The following is a 17,530-nucleotide window of genomic DNA, read 5'->3' on the forward strand; positions in this document are numbered from 1 at the left end:
ACTACTAACTGAGATTCAGGCTAGCCTGTCAATTCTGTGATGTCCAGCACAGGCACGAAACGGGGAACCATGAGCACGCAACCGGCCAATGCCCGCACCGCGGCCAAGGCTGAGCGGCGCACGACGCTGCTGGCTTCCGCCGCGTCCCTGTTCGCCCAGCGCGGCTTCAACGGCGTCTCCATTGAGGACCTCGGCGCCGCCGCCGGGGTGAGCGGGCCTGCCGTCTACCGGCACTTCGACGGCAAGCAGGCGCTGCTCGGGGCCCTGCTTGTGGGCGTCAGTGAGGACCTGCTGGCCGGCGGGCGCCAGGTGCTGGCCAACGCGCCCGACGCCGCTTCCGCCCTGCGTGCGCTTGTCGCCTTCCACGTGGACTTCGCCCTGGTCAAGCCTGATGTCATCCGTGTGCAGGACAGGGACTTTGAGAGCCTGGGCGCCGCCGACAGCTCCGCCGTCAGGTCTTTGCAGCGCGCCTACGTGGAGCTCTGGGTTGACGTGCTGGGCCGGATGTTCCAGGAGCGCCCGGCGGCCGTGCGGCGAATGCAGGCCCATGCCGTGTTTGGGCTGATCAACTCCACCCCGCACAGCGTGCAGCTGCACGGACCGGAATCCACCGAACCGGCGGCGTCCGATGCCGGGGCGGCATCGGCTGCCGCCGCGGGCCCCGGCGCCGCTGCCGGGGGGAGACGGCCCGGACGCACCGGCATCCCGGACGACACCGCCCGTGCAGTACTTGAGTCCATGGCCTGGGCGGGACTGGCGACGGAGTTGTAGCCGCCCACAGCAGAAGCGCCGGGCTTGCCCGGCGCTTCTGCTGCCACATGTGAACTTTCACATGAGTCTGTGGAGTGGATTCTAGTGTGCCGCCACACCTCCGTGGTGCCCCTCTGCGTGCTCGTGCATGCTTGGCTGCAATGCCAGAACACCCGCAATCAGGGCCACTGCACCGGCGATCCAGGAAGTCCAGGTTGCTCCCGTGTGTGCCGTGTAGCCGGCAATCCACGGGGAGACAAACAACAGGGCGCCAAGGACCATCTGGACCCATTCAGCCACCGGCTGCCCGGGGCTCGACAGGTTCCATGCACCGGACGCGATGAGCAGGACGCCGCAACCAATCATCATGACCATCGAGCTGCCCTGCTGTGTTGTCCAAATGGTCGACAACGCGGCATAAAGCCCTGCGATCACGGCGACATAATCTTGCCAGCGATTCCACCTCTTCATTGATACCAACCTCCTTTGCAAGTTGGCTCCCAACGTGGGGGTCACTTCAAATATACGTCCGGTGCCAGCCAGTATCCAGAGGCCCGCGGTTGCGTTCCGGCCGCATTTTGCCGTGCCTTAGCCAAGCACCAGCGCCATGGCGGGATCGGCCACCACGGCGGCCACGTCGGCCAGGAAGCGCGAGCCGTGTTCGCCGTCCACCAGCCTGTGGTCAAACGACAGGCTCAGCGTCATCACATCCCGCAGCGCCACCTGCCCCTGGTGCTCCCACGGCATCTTCCGCACGGCGCCGAGGGCCAGGATTCCTGCCTCGCCCGGGTTCAGGATGGGCGTTCCGCCGTCGATGCCGAACACGCCGATGTTGGTGATGGAGAACGTCCCGCCGGCCAGGTCCGCCGGCTGCGTCTTGCCCGCCCGGGCAGTCTCGGCGAGCCCGCCCAGCGCCACCGCCAGTTCGCGCAGCCCCATCGCGTGCGCGTCCTTGATGTTGGGCACCAGCAGGCCGCGCGGTGTCGCCGCGGCAATCCCCAGGTTGAGGTAGTTGAACGTGAGAACCTCCTGCGCCGCCTCGTCCCAGTGCGAGTTCAGCTCCGGGTGCCGCGCCACGGCGAGCGCCACGGCCTTGGCGGCAAGCGTCAGCGGGGTGACCTTCACGCCGTCGAACTCCCGGCGCCGGCGCAGTTTGGCCAGGAACTCCATGCCCGCGGTGACGTCGACGGTCATGAACTCCGTGACGTGCGGGGCGGTGAATGCGCTGGCCACCATCGCCTGCGCCATGGCCTTCCGCACGCCCTTGATGGGTGTGCGCACCTCCCGCGGCCCCGTTTCCGTGGCCGACGGCGCAGCCGCCGCCGCAGTTTCGGCACCCTTGACATGGCCCCCGGCAAAGGAAACGACGTCCTCGCGGGTGATCAGCCCCCGCTCCCCCGAACCTGCCAGAAGTTCCAGCTCGATGCCCAGGTCCCGGGCAAGTTTGCGCACGGGAGGGGTGGACCGCGGCCGTTCGGCCTGCACGTGCGCTGCGGGCGCAGGTGCAGCGGGGGCAGGTGCCGTCGGTGAGGGCACTGCCGGAGCGGGCGCCCCGGCCATGGCGAACACGCGCTGCCTGCGCACCGGCGCCGCCGATGTTTCGGGATCGGCGCCGTAGCCGACCAGCGTGGGGATCCGCTTGGGGGCTTCATCGGCGGGGGCGGCGGCCGGGGTCCCTGACGGGGCCGGCGCGGGCGCTGCCCCTGAGTCGGCAACCTCGAAGGTGATGATGACTTCGCCGACGTCGACCGTGGTGCCGGGTTCGTGCGTGATGGAGGTGACGGTGCCTGCGTAGGGCGAGGGCAGTTCCACGACGGCCTTGGCGGTCTCTACCTCTCCGAGGACCTGGTTGAGCGTGACAACGTCGCCGACGGCGACCTGCCAGCTGACGATTTCGGATTCGGTCAGGCCCTCGCCAAGGTCGGGCAGCTTGAATTCAGCGAGCATGTCAGTCCTCCATGCCTGTTTGGGAGTTGGGCCGGCCCAGGGCGCGGTCGACGCCGTCGAGCATCCGGTCAAGGTCGGGAAGGTGGTGCTTCTCCAGCTTGGACGGCGGGTAGGGGATGTCGAAGCCGGTGACGCGGACGGGCGCGGACTCGAGGTAGTTGAAGCAGCGCTCGGTGATGGTGGCGGCGATTTCCGCACCCATGCCGAGGGTCTTGCCGGCTTCGTGGGTGACAACCAGGCGGCCGGTGCGCCGGACCGATTCCATAATGGGCGCATAGTCGACAGGCGAGAGCGAGCGCAGGTCGATCACCTCGATCGAGATGCCGTCGGCGCGGGCCGCCGAGGCCGCGTCGAGGGCCGTGCGGACGAGCGGCCCGTAGGCGACAAGGGTGACGTCGGTGCCCGGTTCCGCGACGAGTGCGGCACCCATGGGCGGGGCCGCGGAAAGTGGCGCATTGAGCTCAACGTCCCCCTTGGCGTGATAGCGGCGCTTGGGCTCAAAGTAGAGGACGGGGTCGTCGCTCGCGATGGCCTGGCGCAGCATGGTGTACGCGTCCTGCGGGTTGGAGGGGCTGATGACGCGCAGCCCGGAGGTGTGCACAAAGTAGGCCTCGGGCGACTCCGAGTGGTGTTCGGGGGAACCGATGCCGCCGCCGAAGGGAACCCTGATGGTCAGCGGCATCCGCACCTTGCCGTGGGTGCGGGCGTGCAGCTTGGCCACCTGGGAGACGATCTGGTCGAAGCCCGGGTAGATGAAACCGTCGAACTGAATTTCGCACACGGGCCGGAAGCCGCGGTAGGCCAGGCCCACGGCGGTGCCGATGATGGCGGACTCCGCCAGCGGCGTGTCAATGACCCGGTGCGAGCCGAAGTCCTTCATCAGCCCGTCGGTGACGCGGAAGACCCCGCCGAGCGTGCCGATGTCCTCGCCCATGAGGACCACCTTGGGGTCGTCTTCCATGGCCTGCCGGAGGCCCGCGTTAATGGCCTGTGTCAGGCTCAAGCTGCTCATGATGCGCTCCCTTGCACTTGCTGTCCGGCGCCGAGCTGCCCCTCGAAGGAGGCCAGGTAGCGCCGGTATTGTTCACGTTCCCGGTCCAGGACCGAATGGTCCTCGGCATAGATGTCGTCAAACACGGTCATGGGTTCCGGGTCCGGCATGTTGATGCAGGCGTCCCGAAGCTCGGCGGCCACAGCGTCAGCTTCCGCTTCAATCCCGGCCTGGGCAGCGTCGTCGAGCATGCCGGCGTTGGCGAGGTGGGTGCGCAGCCTGGACAGCGGGTCCTTGGCGGCCCACTCCTCCAGTTCGGTCACGCCGCGGTACCGGGTGGGGTCGTCGGCCGTGGTGTGCGGGCCCATGCGGTAGGTGACCGCCTCGATAAAGCTGGGCCCGCCGCCGGTGCGGGCGCGCCGTGCAGCCCAGCGGACTGCGGCCAGGACCGCGAGGACGTCGTTGCCGTCCACCTGCAGGCCGGGGATCCCGTATCCTTGCGCGCGGCCGGCGATCGGGACCGCCGACTGCAGGCCCACGGGCTCGGAGATGGCCCAGTGGTTGTTTTGGCAGAAGAAGATGACGGGGGCCTGGAAACTGGCCGCGAACACCATGGATTCGTGGACGTCGCCCTGGCTCGTGGCCCCGTCGCCAAGATAGGCGATGGCGAGCGTTTCCCTGCCCTCCATGGCGATGCCCATGGCGTAGCCCGTGGCGTGCAGCGTCTGGGAGCCAATGATGATCTGCGGGGTGGCCATGTTGAGCTGGTACGGGTCCCAGCCCGTGTTCATGTTGCCCCGCCAGGTGCCCATGATGCCGGGGAACTTTGCGCCGCGCAGATAGGCGACGCCGTTCTCGCGGTAGGTGGGGAAGATGAAGTCGTCCTGGTCCATGGCGTGGACGGAGCCGACCTGCGAGGCCTCCTGGCCAAGCATGGGCGGCCACAGGGCGAGCTGCCCCTGCCGCTGCAGTGCTGTCGCCTCAACGTCGATCCTGCGTACGACCACCATGTCCCGGTAAAGGGAGATGAGGGCGTCGCGGTCCACGTCCTGGACAAACGGGTCCAACAATTCGTCATGCACGCGGGTTCCGTCCGCGGTGATGAGCTGGTGCATTTTCATGGCGGCCTGGCCTGTGGGCTCGTGGCGCGTTTGAGTCATGATGTGTTCGCCTCCCGGTATTTTGGTGGGATGGTTCTTATGAATGTGACCCTACTCACGTGGCGCATCCGGTGCAACAACTTGGAAAAAAGTTGAGCAGGATGCGCTATTGGGCTCCAGTGAACCGTGCTAATCTGCGCACTATGCCTACTCTTGACGGTACCGACGCACGCATCCTCCTGGCCTTGGTCAAGGACCCCCGGCAGACCGTGGTTGCCATGGCCGAGTCGCTGGGCATTTCCCGCAACACGGTGCAGGCCAGGATGGCTGCGCTGGAGCGCAACCATGCGTTCCTGCCCTTTGACCACAGGATCAGCCCCGTGCCCCTCGGCTACCCGCTGACCGCGTTCATTTCCGTCCACGTGCAGCAGCAAAAACTCGCGGCACTGGCCACCCAGCTCTCCGAAATCCCGGAGGTGCTGGAGGCACACGGACTCAGCGGCCGGGCCGACCTCCTGGTGCGTGTGGTGTCCACCGGGGCGGAGGACCTGTTCCGCATCAACGGCAAGATCCTGGCCTGTGATGGCGTGGAACGGACGGAAACATCCCTCGCCATGAACGAGGTGGTGCCGTTTCGCATGTCGCCGCTGCTCAAGCGCGTTTTGGCGCCCTGACCCTGAATCCGGGGAAAGCCGGGAAAACGAACCACTGCTGCGATGGCGTCACGGCAAAACCAGCCAATGCTGCGATGGCGTCCGATGTGGGCGGGGTGGGCGGGGAAGCAAAAGGCCCCGCCCGCCGTCGAAAGTGACAGCGGGCGGGGCCCCTGGGTGAAATATTGTGCCTGCGGTTAGTGGTCCACAGCCTTTTCGGCGCCGATGCCGGTCAGGGAGCGGACTTCCATCTCGGCCTGGATGCGGGGATCCTCGGCGTTCTTGTCCAGCACCGTGCCCAGCCAGCCCAGGAAGAAGGCGAGCGGGATGGAGATGATGCCGGGGTTGGCCAGCGGGAACCAGGAGAAGTCGGCGCCGTGGATCATGGCCTTCTCGCTGCCGGAGACAACCGGCGAGAACGCGATCAGGATGATGGCCGCGGCGAGGCCGCCGTACATGCTCCACAGGGCGCCCTGGGTGGTGAACTTCTTCCAGAACAGCGAGTAGATGATGGTGGGCAGGTTCGCCGAGGCGGCAATGGCGAAGGCAAGTGCCACCAGGAAGGCGATGTTCTGGCCGTTGGCCAGGATGCCGCCGCCGATGGCGACCAGGCCGATGACAACCACGGTGCGCCGGGCAACCTTGACTTCCATCTCCGGCTTGGGCTCGCCCTTGACGATCACGTTGGAGTAGATGTCGTGGGCGAAGGACGCCGCGGCCGTGATGGTCAGGCCGGCAACCACGGCCAGGATGGTGGCGAAGGCGACGGCGGAGATGAAGCCGAGCAGCAGGGGCCCGCCAATCACGAACGCCAGCAGCGGGGCGGCAGCGTTGACACCGCCCGGGGCATCCAGGATGGCCTGCTTGCCGATCAGTGCGCCTGCACCGTAGCCGAGGACCAGGGTGAAGATGTAGAAGCCGCCGATGAGCCAGATGGCCCAGACCACCGACTTGCGGGCCTCCTTGGCCGTGGGCACGGTGTAGAAGCGCATCAGCACGTGCGGCAGGGCTGCCGTGCCAAGCACCAGGGCCAGGGCCAGGGAGATGAAGTCAAGCGGCGCCTTGCCGTAGGCTGCACCCGGGTTCAGCAGGGCCTCGCCCACGCCGCCTTCGTTGACGGAGGTCTGGACGGCTGCGTCCATGAGTGTGGAGAGGTTGAAGCCGTTCATGGCCAACACGATGATGGTCATGATGGCGGCGCCGATGATGAGCAGGAAGGCCTTGATGATCTGCACCCAGGTGGTGCCCTTCATGCCGCCGATCAGTACGTACACGATCATGAGGACGCCGACGACGGCGATCACGATGTTCTGGCCTACAACGTTGGAGCTGTCCAGGCCAAGCAGCAGGGACACAAGCCCGCCGGCACCGGCCATCTGGGCCAGCAGGTAGAAGAAGCAGACCACGAGGGTGGTGGTGGCCGCGGCGATGCGCACGGGGCGCTGCTTCAGGCGGAAGGCAAGCACGTCGGCCATGGTGAACTTGCCGGTGTTGCGCAGCAGCTCGGCCACGAGCAGCAGTGCCACCAGCCAGGCGACAAGGAAGCCGATGGAGTACAGGAAACCGTCGTAGCCGTTGATGGCGATGGCGCCGGTGATGCCCAGGAAGGACGCGGCGGAGAGGTAGTCGCCGGCGATGGCGGTGCCGTTCTGGCCGCCGGAGAAGGAACGGCCGGCCGCGTAATAGTCAGCGGCGGTGTTGTTGTTGCGGCTGGCGCGGAACACCACGATCATCGTCACGGCCACGAAGCCGACGAAGATCAGGATGTTGATCCAGGAGTTTTCCTTGGTCTGTTCCGCGAGGGACTTGGCCAGCGGGGCAACGGTTGAGAGAGCAGAAGGCAGGCTCATGGACTAGACCTCTTCCTTGGTCAGGTTGGCTGCGTCGATCTGCGCTTCCAGTCGCTGGCGAATCACTGTCGCCTGGGGATCGAGCTTGCGGTTGGCGTAGCTGACATACCAAGCGGTGATGCCGAAGGTGGTGACAAACTGCAGCAGGCCCATGATGAGGCCGATGTTGATGCTGCCCCACACCTTGATGGACATGAAGTCGTGCGCGTAGGCGGCGAGCAGCACGTACGCGAAGTACCACAGCAGGAAGCCGGCGGCTACAGGCAGGACAAAACTCCGGTGGGACTTCTTGAGCTTCTGGAACTCTTCCGAGTTCTGCTCCGCCACAAAGTCCACGGGACCGGCAGCGTTTTCGTGGGCAGAATTACCCATCATTCCTCCTTGGGGTGAATGTGATCCCTTTCACTATGGCGTGCTGCAGCTCACATTTTCGAGCCGTTTTGCGGGTCCCGCGCTGAACGGCATTGAAGCTGCGCTGAACGGCAGAAACCGTCGCCAGGTTGCGCAGGCGGGCCCGCGGCGGGGCCTGGGGCGGGGCAACTCCCGCTAGTCTGTACTCCATGCCCACTCCCCTGCTGAGCGATTCCACGCTCCTGCTGATCATCGCCATCGCAGCCGTTGTGGCGGCTGCCGCCGTCGTTGCCCTGGTGGGTTTCAGGCTCTCCCGCTCCTACCGTGAGCTGGGCACCGAGGCCGAGCATGCCACCTTCGCGGCCCTCCACTCGGCCGCGGCCGCGGGCGAACAGCTGCGCAACGGCCTGGAGCCTGCGGGCGCATTCAAGGCCAGCCGGCAGCTTCGCACGCTGCTGAACTGCGCCGCCTTCGCCATGACCGACGACGCCCGTCTCCTGGCCTGGGACGGCACCGGCGCCGCCGCCCGCGAACCTGAGTCCGGCGTCGTCATGGCCTTGGCGGCCAAGGCGCTCAGCAACGGCCGCACCCAGGTGGCCACCCTGGACCCGGAGATGCGCCGCTCGCTGGGGCTGCCGCTGGACGGGGACCTGAAGGCCGCCGTGATCTGCCCGTTGAAAGTGGATTCCCGGGCGGTGGGCACCGTGATCATCCTGTCCAAGGCGCCGACGGCGGGGCTCGTGCGGGCCACGAACGAGGTGGCGGCATGGGTGTCGGCGCAGCTGGAGCTGGCCGAGCTGAGCTCCTCGCGCACCCTGCTGGCGGAGGCGGAGGTGCGGGCGCTGCGGGCACAGATCAGCCCCCACTTCATCTACAACTCGCTCAACGCGATCGCCTCGTTCATCAACACCGACCCGCAGCGCGCCCGGGACCTGGTGGTGGAGTTCGCCGACTTCACCCGGTACTCCTTCCGCCGGCACGGGGACTTCACCACGCTGGCCGAGGAGCTGCGCTGCATCGACCGCTACCTGCTGCTGGAGAACGCCCGCTTCGGCGACCGGCTGCAGGTCAGCCTGCAGATTGCGCCCGAAGTGCTGAGCACAGTCATCCCGTTCCTGAGCTTGCAGCCGCTGGTGGAAAACGCCGTCCGGCACGGCCTGGAGGCCAAGGTGGGGAAGGGCCTGGTGCAGATCGGGGCCCGGGACTTGGGCGCCTTCACGGAGGTCACCATCGAGGACGACGGCGTGGGGATGGATCCGGAGCAGCTGCGGCTGGTGCTGGGCGGCCACCATGACGGGAGCCATGTGGGCCTGCGCAACGTCGATGCCCGGCTGCGGCAGGTGTACGGCGACGACCACGGGCTCACGATTGACACCGGCGTGGGCCACGGGATGCTGATCACCATGACCGTGCCCAAAAACCAGCCCGGGCACGACGCATAAGTAGCCGCCTTCGGCCCGCGGCACCCCCACCCCGTACCCTTGGATACATGATCAATGTGCTTGTCGCCGACGACGATCTTCCCGCCGTTGAGGAAATCGCGTTCCTCCTGGGCAGGGACCCGCGCATCGGCACCATCCACCGGGCCACCAGCGGCGCCGAGGCCCTGGAGCTGCTGTCGCGGCACACGGTTGAGGCGGCATTCCTTGACATCCACATGCCGGGCCTGAGCGGCCTGGAACTGGCGCAGGTCATTGGCCGCAGCCCCAACCCTCCCGTGGTGGTGTTTGTGACAGCCGACGACGACCGGGCACTCGAGGCGTTTGAGCTCGCCGCCGTCGACTACCTGCTCAAGCCCCTGCGCACCGAACGCCTCACCCGCACCGTGGACCGCGTGGTGGAGCTTGTGGCGCATCCGGCCGCCGCCGAGGAGGTCGAGATGATCACCGTGGACCAGGGCGGCACCAGCCGGATCATCCGCCTGGACGAGGTGAAGTTTGTGCAGGCCCAGGGCGACTATGCCAGGCTGCACACGGCCGAGGCCAGCTACTTGATCCGTGTCCCCCTCGCCGATCTTGAACAGCGCTGGGCGGACTCCGGTTTTGTGCGGATCCACCGCTCCTACCTGGTGTGCATGCAGTTTGTCTCATCCCTGAAGCTCAGTGCGGCCAAGCCCACAGTCTCGGTGGGCAGCGCCGTGCTCCCCGTCAGCCGCCGGCACGTGCCGGTCCTGCGCGAGCACCTGCAGGCCACCCGGGTCCGGCCGCTGCCGTGAGCACCAGCCCCGGCCGTCCCCCGGCGGAAGGGCGCGTGCGGGTCTCCGCACCGCGGGCCCAGGCGGCACACATCCCGCACCGCACCAGCGTCTCCGACGAGGTGGCGCAGCAGTCGGACGTGGGCGAGCTGATGGTCCGTTCCCTCATCCGCTCCCAGCTGCGCCTGGCCCTGGTGGTGGCGTCCGGCTTCATCGCCTCGCTGCTGCTGTGCTGGGCCCTGGTGCGCTGGATACCAACGGTCAGCGATGCAAACGTGCTGGGCATTCCCGTTCCGTGGCTCATCCTGGGGGTCGGCGTCTACCCGGTGATCGGCACCTGCGCCTGGCTGTATGTGAAGGCGGCAACGAAGAACGAAAACCAGTACCGCGACCTGGTGGATGAAAAATGAATCCGGCCATTGGCTACACGGCACTGATCCTGGTCTCCATCGCCACCACGGTGATCGGTTTCTACGGCCTGCGCATCTCCCGGACCACCAGCGACTTTTACGTGGCCTCGCGCACCGTGCGGCCCTGGTGGAACGCCTCGGCCATCGGCGGCGAATACCTGTCCGCGGCCAGCTTCCTGGGCATTGCCGGACTCATCACAATCTCCGGCATCGACGCCCTCTGGTTCCCGATCGGCTACACCGCCGGTTACCTCATGCTGCTGTTCTTTGTGGCGGCACCGCTGCGCCGCTCCGGCGCCTACACCATCCCCGACTTTGCCGAGGCCCGGCTGGACTCTGCCGCAGCCCGCGCGGTGACAAGCGTGCTGGTGGTTGTGGTGGGCTGGTTCTACATTGTCCCGCAGCTGCACGGCGCCGCACTCACCATCCGCATCACCACCGGCCTGCCTTCCTGGGTGGGCGCCGCCGTCGTGGTGGCCATTGTTGTGGTGACCGTGGTGACCGGTGGCATGCGTTCCATCACCTTCGTCCAGGCGTTCCAATACTGGCTCAAGCTCACCGCGCTGGCCGTGCCCGCCGTGTTCATCCTGCTCATGCTCTCCGGCAACCCTGGCGCCTCCGGCACCCCGCTGCCGCCGCCTGCCGAACTATTTCCGCCCGCCGGCCCGCTGACCGCCGATTCCACCTACCGCACGCTCTCGCTCATGGTGGCACTGTCGTTCGGGACGTTGGGCCTGCCGCACGTCCTGGTCCGCTTTTACACCAATCCCGACGGCGCAGCCGCCCGCCGCACAACCCTGATCGTGCTGGGGCTGCTGTCCATCTTTTACCTTTTCCCCACCATCTACGGGGTGCTGGGGCGCGTGTTCCTGCCCAACCTTGCGGGCAGCTACCCCGACGCCACCGTCCTGCTGCTGCCCGGGAAGCTCATTGGCGGGCTGGGCGGGGATGTCCTTTCCGCCTTGGTGGTGGCAGGGGCGTTTGCCGCATTCCTGTCCACCACGTCCGGGCTGGTGGTCTCGCTGGCGGGCGTCATCAGCCAAGACATGCTGGGCGGGAGCGTCAAGGGGTTCCGGATCGCGGCCCTGTTTGCCGCCGTCGTGCCGCTCGGAGTGGCGCTGATGACGGATTCGCTGGCCCTGGCCGGAAGTGTTGGCCTGGTGTTTGCCTTCACGGCCTCCACGATCTGCCCCCTGCTTCTACTGGGGATCTGGTGGCGCGGGCTCACCGATGCCGGTGCCGTGGCCGGGATGCTGACGGGGGCCGTGCTGTGCGGTACGGCAATCATGTGGGGTGCCCGGCTTGGCCCCAGTTCACTGTGGCGCGAGGTGTTGACACAGCCCGCGGCCTGGACGGTCCCGGCCGCGTTCCTGGTCACGATTGTGGTCTCCCGCGCCACGAAGCACCGGACCAGCGCAACCATGGGACGCTTCATGACCAAGCTGCACGTCCCGGAACGGCCGCTGGCAGTGAAGGATCCGCGCAGCTGACAGCCCGCAGCGGGGCAGGCAGCCTGCGGGCCCGGTGCCGCTACTTGCCCGGCAGCGGGTCGATGGCGGCCATCAGTTCAACCACCTTGTCGAGAAAGGCATCCACCTGGCTTTCCTCGTAGCCGTCGTATCCCTTGGCCGGGGCAAAGACGGCGCGGCGCACAACATCAACGCTCAGCTCTCCGTTGTCCTCGATGTAGACCAGCAGCTCACGGCACAGCATGTCGACGTCGTAGGTGTCGTAGCTTTGGGCGTTGCGCTTGCTGGGGCGGCGGAAGCGTTCACCGTCGGGCCTGTGCAACCGGGCACGCAGCACGGATGCCGTCTTGCCGATCTTCATCATCCACGCCTTTTCGCCCTTGGCGGCGATCAGCAGTTCCTTCTCGCGGAGCACGAACTCGTCCTCGATCCGGTCCATGGCGGCATCCACGGCCTGCGCACTGTAGCCGCCCTTGGCTGCATCGAAGGAGGCCGTACGCACGTCATGGCTCGTGATGGACCTGTCCTGGGTGTCGGCGTTCAGGAAATAGGCACGCGCCTGCTCCAGAAAGAGGTCGACCTGCTTGACGTTGTACCCAACTTCCTTGGGGCCAACCAGCTTGAACTTCGACCTGGTGCGGGTTCTTTGTTCCATAGTCACAGTCATTCCTTGGACGTTTCTCTTTGGGTTCCAGCGGTGCGGCACGGGTGCCCTGGCGCTAGAACCGGCCTAGTACGGTAAAGATCGCGTATGCCACGGGTGCGGCGAACAAAATTGAATCCAGCCTGTCCATGACGCCGCCGTGGCCGGGGAGCAGGTTGCTCATGTCCTTCACACCCAGCTCCCGCTTGACCATGGACTCGGCGAAGTCTCCGCCGGTGCCGGCAAACACCATGCCGACTGCAAGGGCCAGTCCCACCCACCAGGGCTGTTCCAGAATGAACACGGTGGCCAGGATGCCCACTGCGGCGGCCCCGGCCAGGGATCCGGCGAAGCCTTCCCACGACTTCTTGGGGCTGATCTTCGGCGCCATGGGGTGCTTGCCGAACAGGACGCCCACCAGATAGCCGAAGGTGTCGTTGGCAACCACCAGCAGCAGCATGATGATCACCTCCAGCACACCCGGGCTGATGTTCCCCAAGTCGAGTGTCAGGCCGGTGGTGGGCCCTTCCTCGCCGCGCAGCATCAGGAACACAAAGCTGAGCAGGAACGGAATCCACATGAGCGCGAACACCCCGGCGAGGATGCTCTTCACCGCGCCCGGCTCCGAATCCAGGGAACGCCACAGCACTGTCGCGGCCACACTGGCCACCAGTGCAAACAGCAGCCCCTCGGGACCGGCAAAGTAGGCGCACGCCGGCATCGCCAGCGCCCCCACCATGACGGGGGTCAGCGGGGTGGCGATGCCCTTGCCGGCAATGGCCCGGCTCACCTCCCACACGCCGACACCAACAAAAATCGTGGCCAGCCCAACAAAGCCCACCGGGTAGAACAGCAATGTGCCGATGACAAGCACCAGCAGCGTGAGGCCGACCCCGATCGCGGCCGGCAGGTCGCGCCCGGCCTTGGGCGTCCGGGGCACCTTGGCGGCTGCCTCCGCGGGCAGCGTGGACACTGCTCCCCCGGCGGGCGCAACCGGCGGCAGGCCGGTGACCGCGGCGGCGGAGACCGGGCCGGGCTCAGCGATGGAGCGCCTGTTCAGGCCCTTCCCGCGCACGACGGCGTCAGCCGCCTTGGCGCCCACCTCCGGTACCTCTTCGGCCGGCTTGGTCTCGGTGCTGCTTGCCGCTTCGGCAGGCTTGGTGCCAGGTGCCGCCTGCTCCGTCTTGGTGCCAGGTGCCGCTGCGTCCTGTGCGGCCACGGCAGCGTCCGCACCTGTGGCCTCAGCAGCCTTCGCACCAGTGGGCACGGCGGCAGGTCCCTTGGCCTCAGCGGCGGTGACAGCGCCAGCCGGCTTCGTGTCCGTTTCCGGCGACGCTTGCGCGTCGGCATTGCCGGCGCCGGCGGGGGCCACGTCGTCGGCGCCCGGCCCGGCCACAGTGTCGGCGGGCCCGGCACCCTGGTGCGTTTCGGCGTCGTGCTTCAGCGGGGTGTCAGGCTGGACCACCGGGATCATCCCGGTCCGCTCTGCATGGCGGCGCGCCTTGCGGGAGGAGAACTGGTAGCCGGTGGGAGGCAGGGCGTGCCCGGGCTCTGGATTAGGCGCGGCCGGCTCCTTGTCGGTTCCGGCCGGCGCGCTCTGGGGGTCCTTCATCAGACCTCGAGAAGCTCGACTTCCTTGCGCTTGAGCAGTTCATCGATGTTGTCCGTGTGGGACTTGGTCAGCGCGTCGAGTTCCTTCTCGGCGCGGCTGCCCTCGTCCTCGCCTGCGTCGCCGTCCTTGACCAGCTTGTCAAGCTGCTCCTTGGCCTTGCGGCGGATGTTGCGGACGGAGATCTTCGCATCCTCACCCTTGGTGCGCACGATCTTGACGTATTCCTTGCGGCGTTCCTGGGTCAGTTCCGGCATGATGATGCGGATGACGTTGCCGTCGTTGGACGGGTTGGCGCCAACCTCGGAGGAGCTCAGTGCGCGCTCGATGTCATGCAGGGCCGTCTTGTCGAACGGCGTGATGAGCAGGGTGCGGGCTTCGGGCACCGCGAAGGAGGCCAACTGCTGCAGCGGCGTGGGCGAACCGTAGTACTCGACCATGACCTTGTGGAACATGGCCGGGTTGGCGCGGCCCGTGCGGACAGCGGCGAATTCCTCTTTGGCAACCTCAATGGCCTTGTCCATCTTTTCCTCGGCCTCGAGCAAAGCTTCTTCGATCACGCGTCTCTCCCTCAATAAATAACTTTTCCGCGGCTGGGGGCCGCAGCAATTCTGAAACTATCCTACCGCGGACAGCCCGTTGCTGCGCCCATGCCGCACCTGTGGGCCGCGCCTGTTACGGGGTGACCAGCGTACCCAGGTCCTCGCCGAGAATTGCCCGGGCCACATTGCCTTCGCCTTCCATGCCAAAGACCAGCATGGTGACGTTGTTGTCCTTGCAGAGGCTGAAGGCTGTCTGGTCCATGACGCGGATGTCGCGGGCCATCGCCTCGTCGTAGCTGAGGTGGTCCAGCTTGACGGCGGTGGGGTCCTTCTTGGGGTCAGCCGTGTAGACGCCGTCCACGCCATTCTTGGCCATGAGCACGACGTCGGCATGGACTTCCAGCGCACGCTGGGCCGCGACGGTGTCGGTGGAGAAGTAGGGCAGGCCGGCGCCGGCGCCGAAGATGACCACGCGGCTCTTCTCGAGGTGGCGGATGGCGCGGCGGGGAATGTAGGCCTCGGCGACCTGGCCCATGGTGATGGCGCTCTGGACGCGGGTGTCCACGCCGGCCTGCTCCAGGAAGTCCTGCAGTGCCAGGCAGTTCATGACGGTGCCGAGCATGCCCATGTAGTCGGCGCGGGAGCGGTCCATGCCGGAGGCGGAGAGTTCGGCGCCGCGGAAGAAGTTGCCGCCGCCCACCACAATGGCCACTTCAACCTGGTCCACGGTGCTGGCGATCTGCTTGGCGATGTCACGGATGGTGTCCGGGTCCACGCCCAGCTTGCCGGCGCCGAAAACCTCGCCGGAGAGCTTCAGCAGCACGCGGCGGCGCTTGCCGGGAACCGCGGGGGCCTCGACCTCGGTTGCGGGACGCGGGGTGTTCGCTTCGGTCGGGGTGATGTTTGTGGTCATGATGCCTTCCATGGGGCCGTGGCCGGGCGCGCTGCTTCGCGCCGCGCCGGCCATCTGCGTGCCGTTGTGCTGGGTGCCTCTAAAATCTTAGCCGACGATGCGCGCGAAGAAGGGGCAACCGCCTTGGGCGGTCACCCCTTCTTCGTCACATCAGGCGCGTGCGCCTGTTGTTGCTGGTGCCTGTGGCGGCTATGCGCCCACGCGGAAGCGTGCGAAGGCAACCGGCTTGACGCCGGCTTCTTCCAGCACAGCGCCAACGCTCTTCTTGGCATCCTTGGCGAAGGACTGGTCAACCAGGACGATCTCCTTGAAGAAGCCGGTCAGGCGGCCTTCAACGATCTTGGTCATGGCTGCTTCGGGCTTGCCCTCTGCCTGTGCAGTTTCGGTGGCGATGCGGCGTTCGCTTTCAACGACGTCTGCAGCAACTTCGTCGCGGGTCAGGAACGTCGGGGACATGGCGGCGATGTGCACGGCTACGTCGTGTGCGACTTCCTGGTTGTCACCGTCGACGGCGAAGAGCACGCCAACCTGTGCGGGGAGGTCCTTGGACGTCTTGTGCAGGTAGGCGTCAACCGTGGCGCCTTCAACGCGGGCCAGGCGGCGGACGGCCACCTTTTCGCCCAGCAGAGCGCCGGCTTCGATGACAACCTCGGACATGGGCGTGCCGTCAACGTCAACGGCCAGCAGTGCCTCAACGTCGGCTGCGCCGGAGGAGACGGCCGTGGCCAGCACCTTGTTGGCGAAGTCGATGAAGGGGGCAGCCTTGGCAACGAAGTCGGTCTCGCAGTTGACCTCGACCATGACGCCAACACCGTTTTCAACGGTTGCGGCAACAAGGCCTTCAGCGGTGGAGCGGCCTTCACGCTTCGTGGCACCCTTGAGGCCCTTGATGCGGATGAGCTCCATGGCCTTGTCGGCGTCGCCGTTTGCCTCGTCGAGAGCCTTCTTGACGTCCATCATGCCAGCGCCAGTGCGCTCGCGCAGAGCCTTAATATCAGCGGCGGTGTAGTTCGCCATTTGAACCCCTCAGTGTAGATATTTGAGTATGTAAATCTGGTTAGGCCAGTTCTGGCAGGACCGCTGCGCCCTGTGGGCACAGCAATCCTGCCAGCATCTGGTTCCCTAAGGATGGTCCGGGCGGCGGGCCGCCCGGACCGGAAAAGTTCTTTACTTCTCGGTTGCAGCTTCGGCAGGTGCCTCAACAACAGCTTCGGCGGGTGCTTCAACAGCAGCCTCGGCCGGGGCTTCAACAGCAGCTTCTGCCGGAGCAGCAGCCTTGTCGCCTTCGAGGAGTTCGCGCTCCCACTCGGCGAGGGGCTCGGCCGGTGCTTCTGCGTTGCCGCTGGCCTTCTGGTTGCGGGCGATGAGGCCTTCTGCAACGGCGTCGGCGATCACGCGGGTCAGCAGTGCAACGGAGCGGATGGCGTCGTCGTTGCCCGGGATCGGGAAGTCAACTTCGTCCGGGTTGCAGTTGGAGTCCAGGATGGCCACAACGGGGATGTTCAGCTTGTGTGCCTCGTCGATGGCGAGGTGTTCCTTCGGGGTGTCAACAACCCAGATGACCGAGGGGGCCTTGGTCAGGTTGCGGATGCCGCCGAGGTTGGTCTGCAGCTTGGTGAGTTCACGCTTGAGGAGCAGGAGCTCCTTCTTGGTGTGGCCCGAGGAAGCAACGTCGTCGAAGTTGATTTCTTCGAGTTCCTTCATGCGCTGGATGCGCTTGGAAACAGTCTGGAAGTTGGTGAGCATGCCACCGAGCCAGCGCTGGTTGACGTAGGGCTGGCCCACGCGGGTTGCCTGCTCGGCAATTGCTTCCTGAGCCTGCTTCTTGGTGCCGACGAAGAGGACGGTGCCGCCGTGTGCAACGGTGGCCTTCACGAACTCGTACGCGCGGTCAATGAAGGACAGCGACTGCTGCAGGTCGATGATGTAGATGCCGTTGCGCTCGGTGAGGATGAAGCGCTTCATCTTCGGGTTCCAACGACGGGTCTGGTGTCCAAAGTGGACGCCGCTGTCAAGCAGCTGGCGCATTGTTACGACGGGCATGCCGACGCTCCTTTTGATAGTTTTACGGTTGTTCAGCCTTGGGTTTCCACGCGGTTTCCCGTGCG

General features: G+C 66.3%; 18 protein-coding genes. 6 read left to right on the top strand and 12 right to left on the bottom strand.

The genetic code is table 11. The features are described from left to right. The first annotated feature begins 69 nt into the window (after positions 1–69). Complete coding sequence (locus JOF48_RS00670) at positions 70–771, top strand: TetR/AcrR family transcriptional regulator (RefSeq protein ID WP_245346346.1); 702 nt, start codon at positions 70–72, stop codon at positions 769–771. A gap of 81 nt (positions 772–852) precedes the next feature. Here JOF48_RS00670 and JOF48_RS00675 read toward each other — a convergent pair whose 3' ends face one another. The 4 genes from JOF48_RS00675 to pdhA all read right to left on the bottom strand — a co-directional run bounded on the left by JOF48_RS00675 (position 853) and on the right by pdhA (position 4,848). Then, positions 853–1,221: an SPW repeat protein gene (locus JOF48_RS00675; RefSeq protein ID WP_209676369.1), complete on the bottom strand. Its 369-nt coding sequence runs from the start codon at positions 1,219–1,221 to the stop codon at positions 853–855. Positions 1,222–1,338: 117 nt separating this feature from the next. Continuing rightward, positions 1,339–2,697, bottom strand: a complete 1,359-nt coding sequence (locus tag JOF48_RS00680; RefSeq protein WP_209676381.1) for a dihydrolipoamide acetyltransferase family protein — start codon at positions 2,695–2,697, stop codon at positions 1,339–1,341. Between the two features lies 1 nt (position 2,698). Then, positions 2,699–3,709: an alpha-ketoacid dehydrogenase subunit beta gene (locus tag JOF48_RS00685; RefSeq protein ID WP_209676384.1), complete on the bottom strand. Its 1,011-nt coding sequence runs from the start codon at positions 3,707–3,709 to the stop codon at positions 2,699–2,701. After that, positions 3,706–4,848, bottom strand: coding sequence for a pyruvate dehydrogenase (acetyl-transferring) E1 component subunit alpha (pdhA, locus tag JOF48_RS00690; RefSeq protein WP_209676387.1), 1,143 nt, complete (start codon positions 4,846–4,848; stop codon positions 3,706–3,708). Before pdhA ends, JOF48_RS00685 begins: the two co-directional genes overlap by 4 nt. Before the next feature lie 143 nt (positions 4,849–4,991). Here pdhA and JOF48_RS00695 point away from each other — a divergent pair, with 143 nt between their 5' ends. Further along, entirely contained in the window at positions 4,992–5,462 is a 471-nt protein-coding gene (locus JOF48_RS00695) for an Lrp/AsnC family transcriptional regulator (RefSeq protein WP_209676389.1), read from the top strand. 176 nt (positions 5,463–5,638) lie between these two features. Here the strand turns inward: JOF48_RS00695 and JOF48_RS00700 are convergent, their stop codons facing one another. Both JOF48_RS00700 and JOF48_RS00705 read right to left on the bottom strand, forming a co-directional pair. Further along, the gene (locus JOF48_RS00700) at positions 5,639–7,291 is read right to left on the bottom strand and encodes a solute symporter family protein (RefSeq protein ID WP_209676392.1); all 1,653 of its coding nucleotides are present in this window, start codon (positions 7,289–7,291) and stop codon (positions 5,639–5,641) included. 3 nt (positions 7,292–7,294) lie between these two features. Continuing rightward, positions 7,295–7,663: a DUF485 domain-containing protein gene (locus JOF48_RS00705; RefSeq protein WP_209683968.1), complete on the bottom strand. Its 369-nt coding sequence runs from the start codon at positions 7,661–7,663 to the stop codon at positions 7,295–7,297. Between the two features lie 203 nt (positions 7,664–7,866). Between JOF48_RS00705 and JOF48_RS00710 the strand changes: the two genes are divergently transcribed. From JOF48_RS00710 to JOF48_RS00725, 4 genes are read left to right on the top strand one after another with little or no spacing between them, the layout of a single operon-like run. Then, on the top strand, positions 7,867–9,084 hold the full coding sequence (locus tag JOF48_RS00710) for a sensor histidine kinase (RefSeq protein ID WP_425353730.1): 1,218 nt from the start codon (positions 7,867–7,869) through the stop codon (positions 9,082–9,084). Positions 9,085–9,131: 47 nt separating this feature from the next. Then, positions 9,132–9,857 (top strand): LytR/AlgR family response regulator transcription factor, encoded by a 726-nt coding sequence (locus JOF48_RS00715; RefSeq protein ID WP_209676399.1) that lies wholly within the window; start codon positions 9,132–9,134, stop codon positions 9,855–9,857. After that, positions 9,854–10,246: a hypothetical protein gene (locus tag JOF48_RS00720; protein ID WP_245346347.1), complete on the top strand. Its 393-nt coding sequence runs from the start codon at positions 9,854–9,856 to the stop codon at positions 10,244–10,246. Before JOF48_RS00715 ends, JOF48_RS00720 begins: the two co-directional genes overlap by 4 nt. Further along, entirely contained in the window at positions 10,243–11,736 is a 1,494-nt protein-coding gene (locus tag JOF48_RS00725; protein WP_209676402.1) for a sodium/solute symporter, read from the top strand. Before JOF48_RS00720 ends, JOF48_RS00725 begins: the two co-directional genes overlap by 4 nt. Positions 11,737–11,776: 40 nt before the next feature. On the opposite strand, the gene JOF48_RS00730 is transcribed toward JOF48_RS00725, so the two are convergent. The 6 genes from JOF48_RS00730 to rpsB form a co-directional block, all read right to left on the bottom strand. Next, positions 11,777–12,370, bottom strand: a complete 594-nt coding sequence (locus tag JOF48_RS00730) for a DivIVA domain-containing protein (RefSeq protein ID WP_209676404.1) — start codon at positions 12,368–12,370, stop codon at positions 11,777–11,779. Between the two features lie 64 nt (positions 12,371–12,434). Then, positions 12,435–13,322: a phosphatidate cytidylyltransferase gene (locus JOF48_RS20095; RefSeq protein WP_245346644.1), complete on the bottom strand. Its 888-nt coding sequence runs from the start codon at positions 13,320–13,322 to the stop codon at positions 12,435–12,437. Between the two features lie 647 nt (positions 13,323–13,969). After that, positions 13,970–14,527 (bottom strand): ribosome recycling factor, encoded by a 558-nt coding sequence (gene frr / locus JOF48_RS00740; RefSeq protein ID WP_209676407.1) that lies wholly within the window; start codon positions 14,525–14,527, stop codon positions 13,970–13,972. Between the two features lie 115 nt (positions 14,528–14,642). After that, on the bottom strand, positions 14,643–15,422 hold the full coding sequence (gene pyrH, locus JOF48_RS00745) for a UMP kinase (RefSeq protein WP_209676409.1): 780 nt from the start codon (positions 15,420–15,422) through the stop codon (positions 14,643–14,645). Positions 15,423–15,611: 189 nt separating this feature from the next. Then, the gene (tsf, locus tag JOF48_RS00750) at positions 15,612–16,439 is read right to left on the bottom strand and encodes a translation elongation factor Ts (RefSeq protein WP_209676411.1); all 828 of its coding nucleotides are present in this window, start codon (positions 16,437–16,439) and stop codon (positions 15,612–15,614) included. Between the two features lie 150 nt (positions 16,440–16,589). Next, the gene (gene rpsB / locus JOF48_RS00755) at positions 16,590–17,465 is read right to left on the bottom strand and encodes a 30S ribosomal protein S2 (RefSeq protein WP_209676413.1); all 876 of its coding nucleotides are present in this window, start codon (positions 17,463–17,465) and stop codon (positions 16,590–16,592) included. Between the last annotated feature and the right edge of the window lie 65 nt (positions 17,466–17,530).

The sequence above is a fragment of the Arthrobacter stackebrandtii genome (genome assembly GCF_017876675.1).
In the GTDB taxonomy this organism is placed as follows: Bacteria; Actinomycetota; Actinomycetes; order Actinomycetales; family Micrococcaceae; genus Specibacter; species Specibacter stackebrandtii.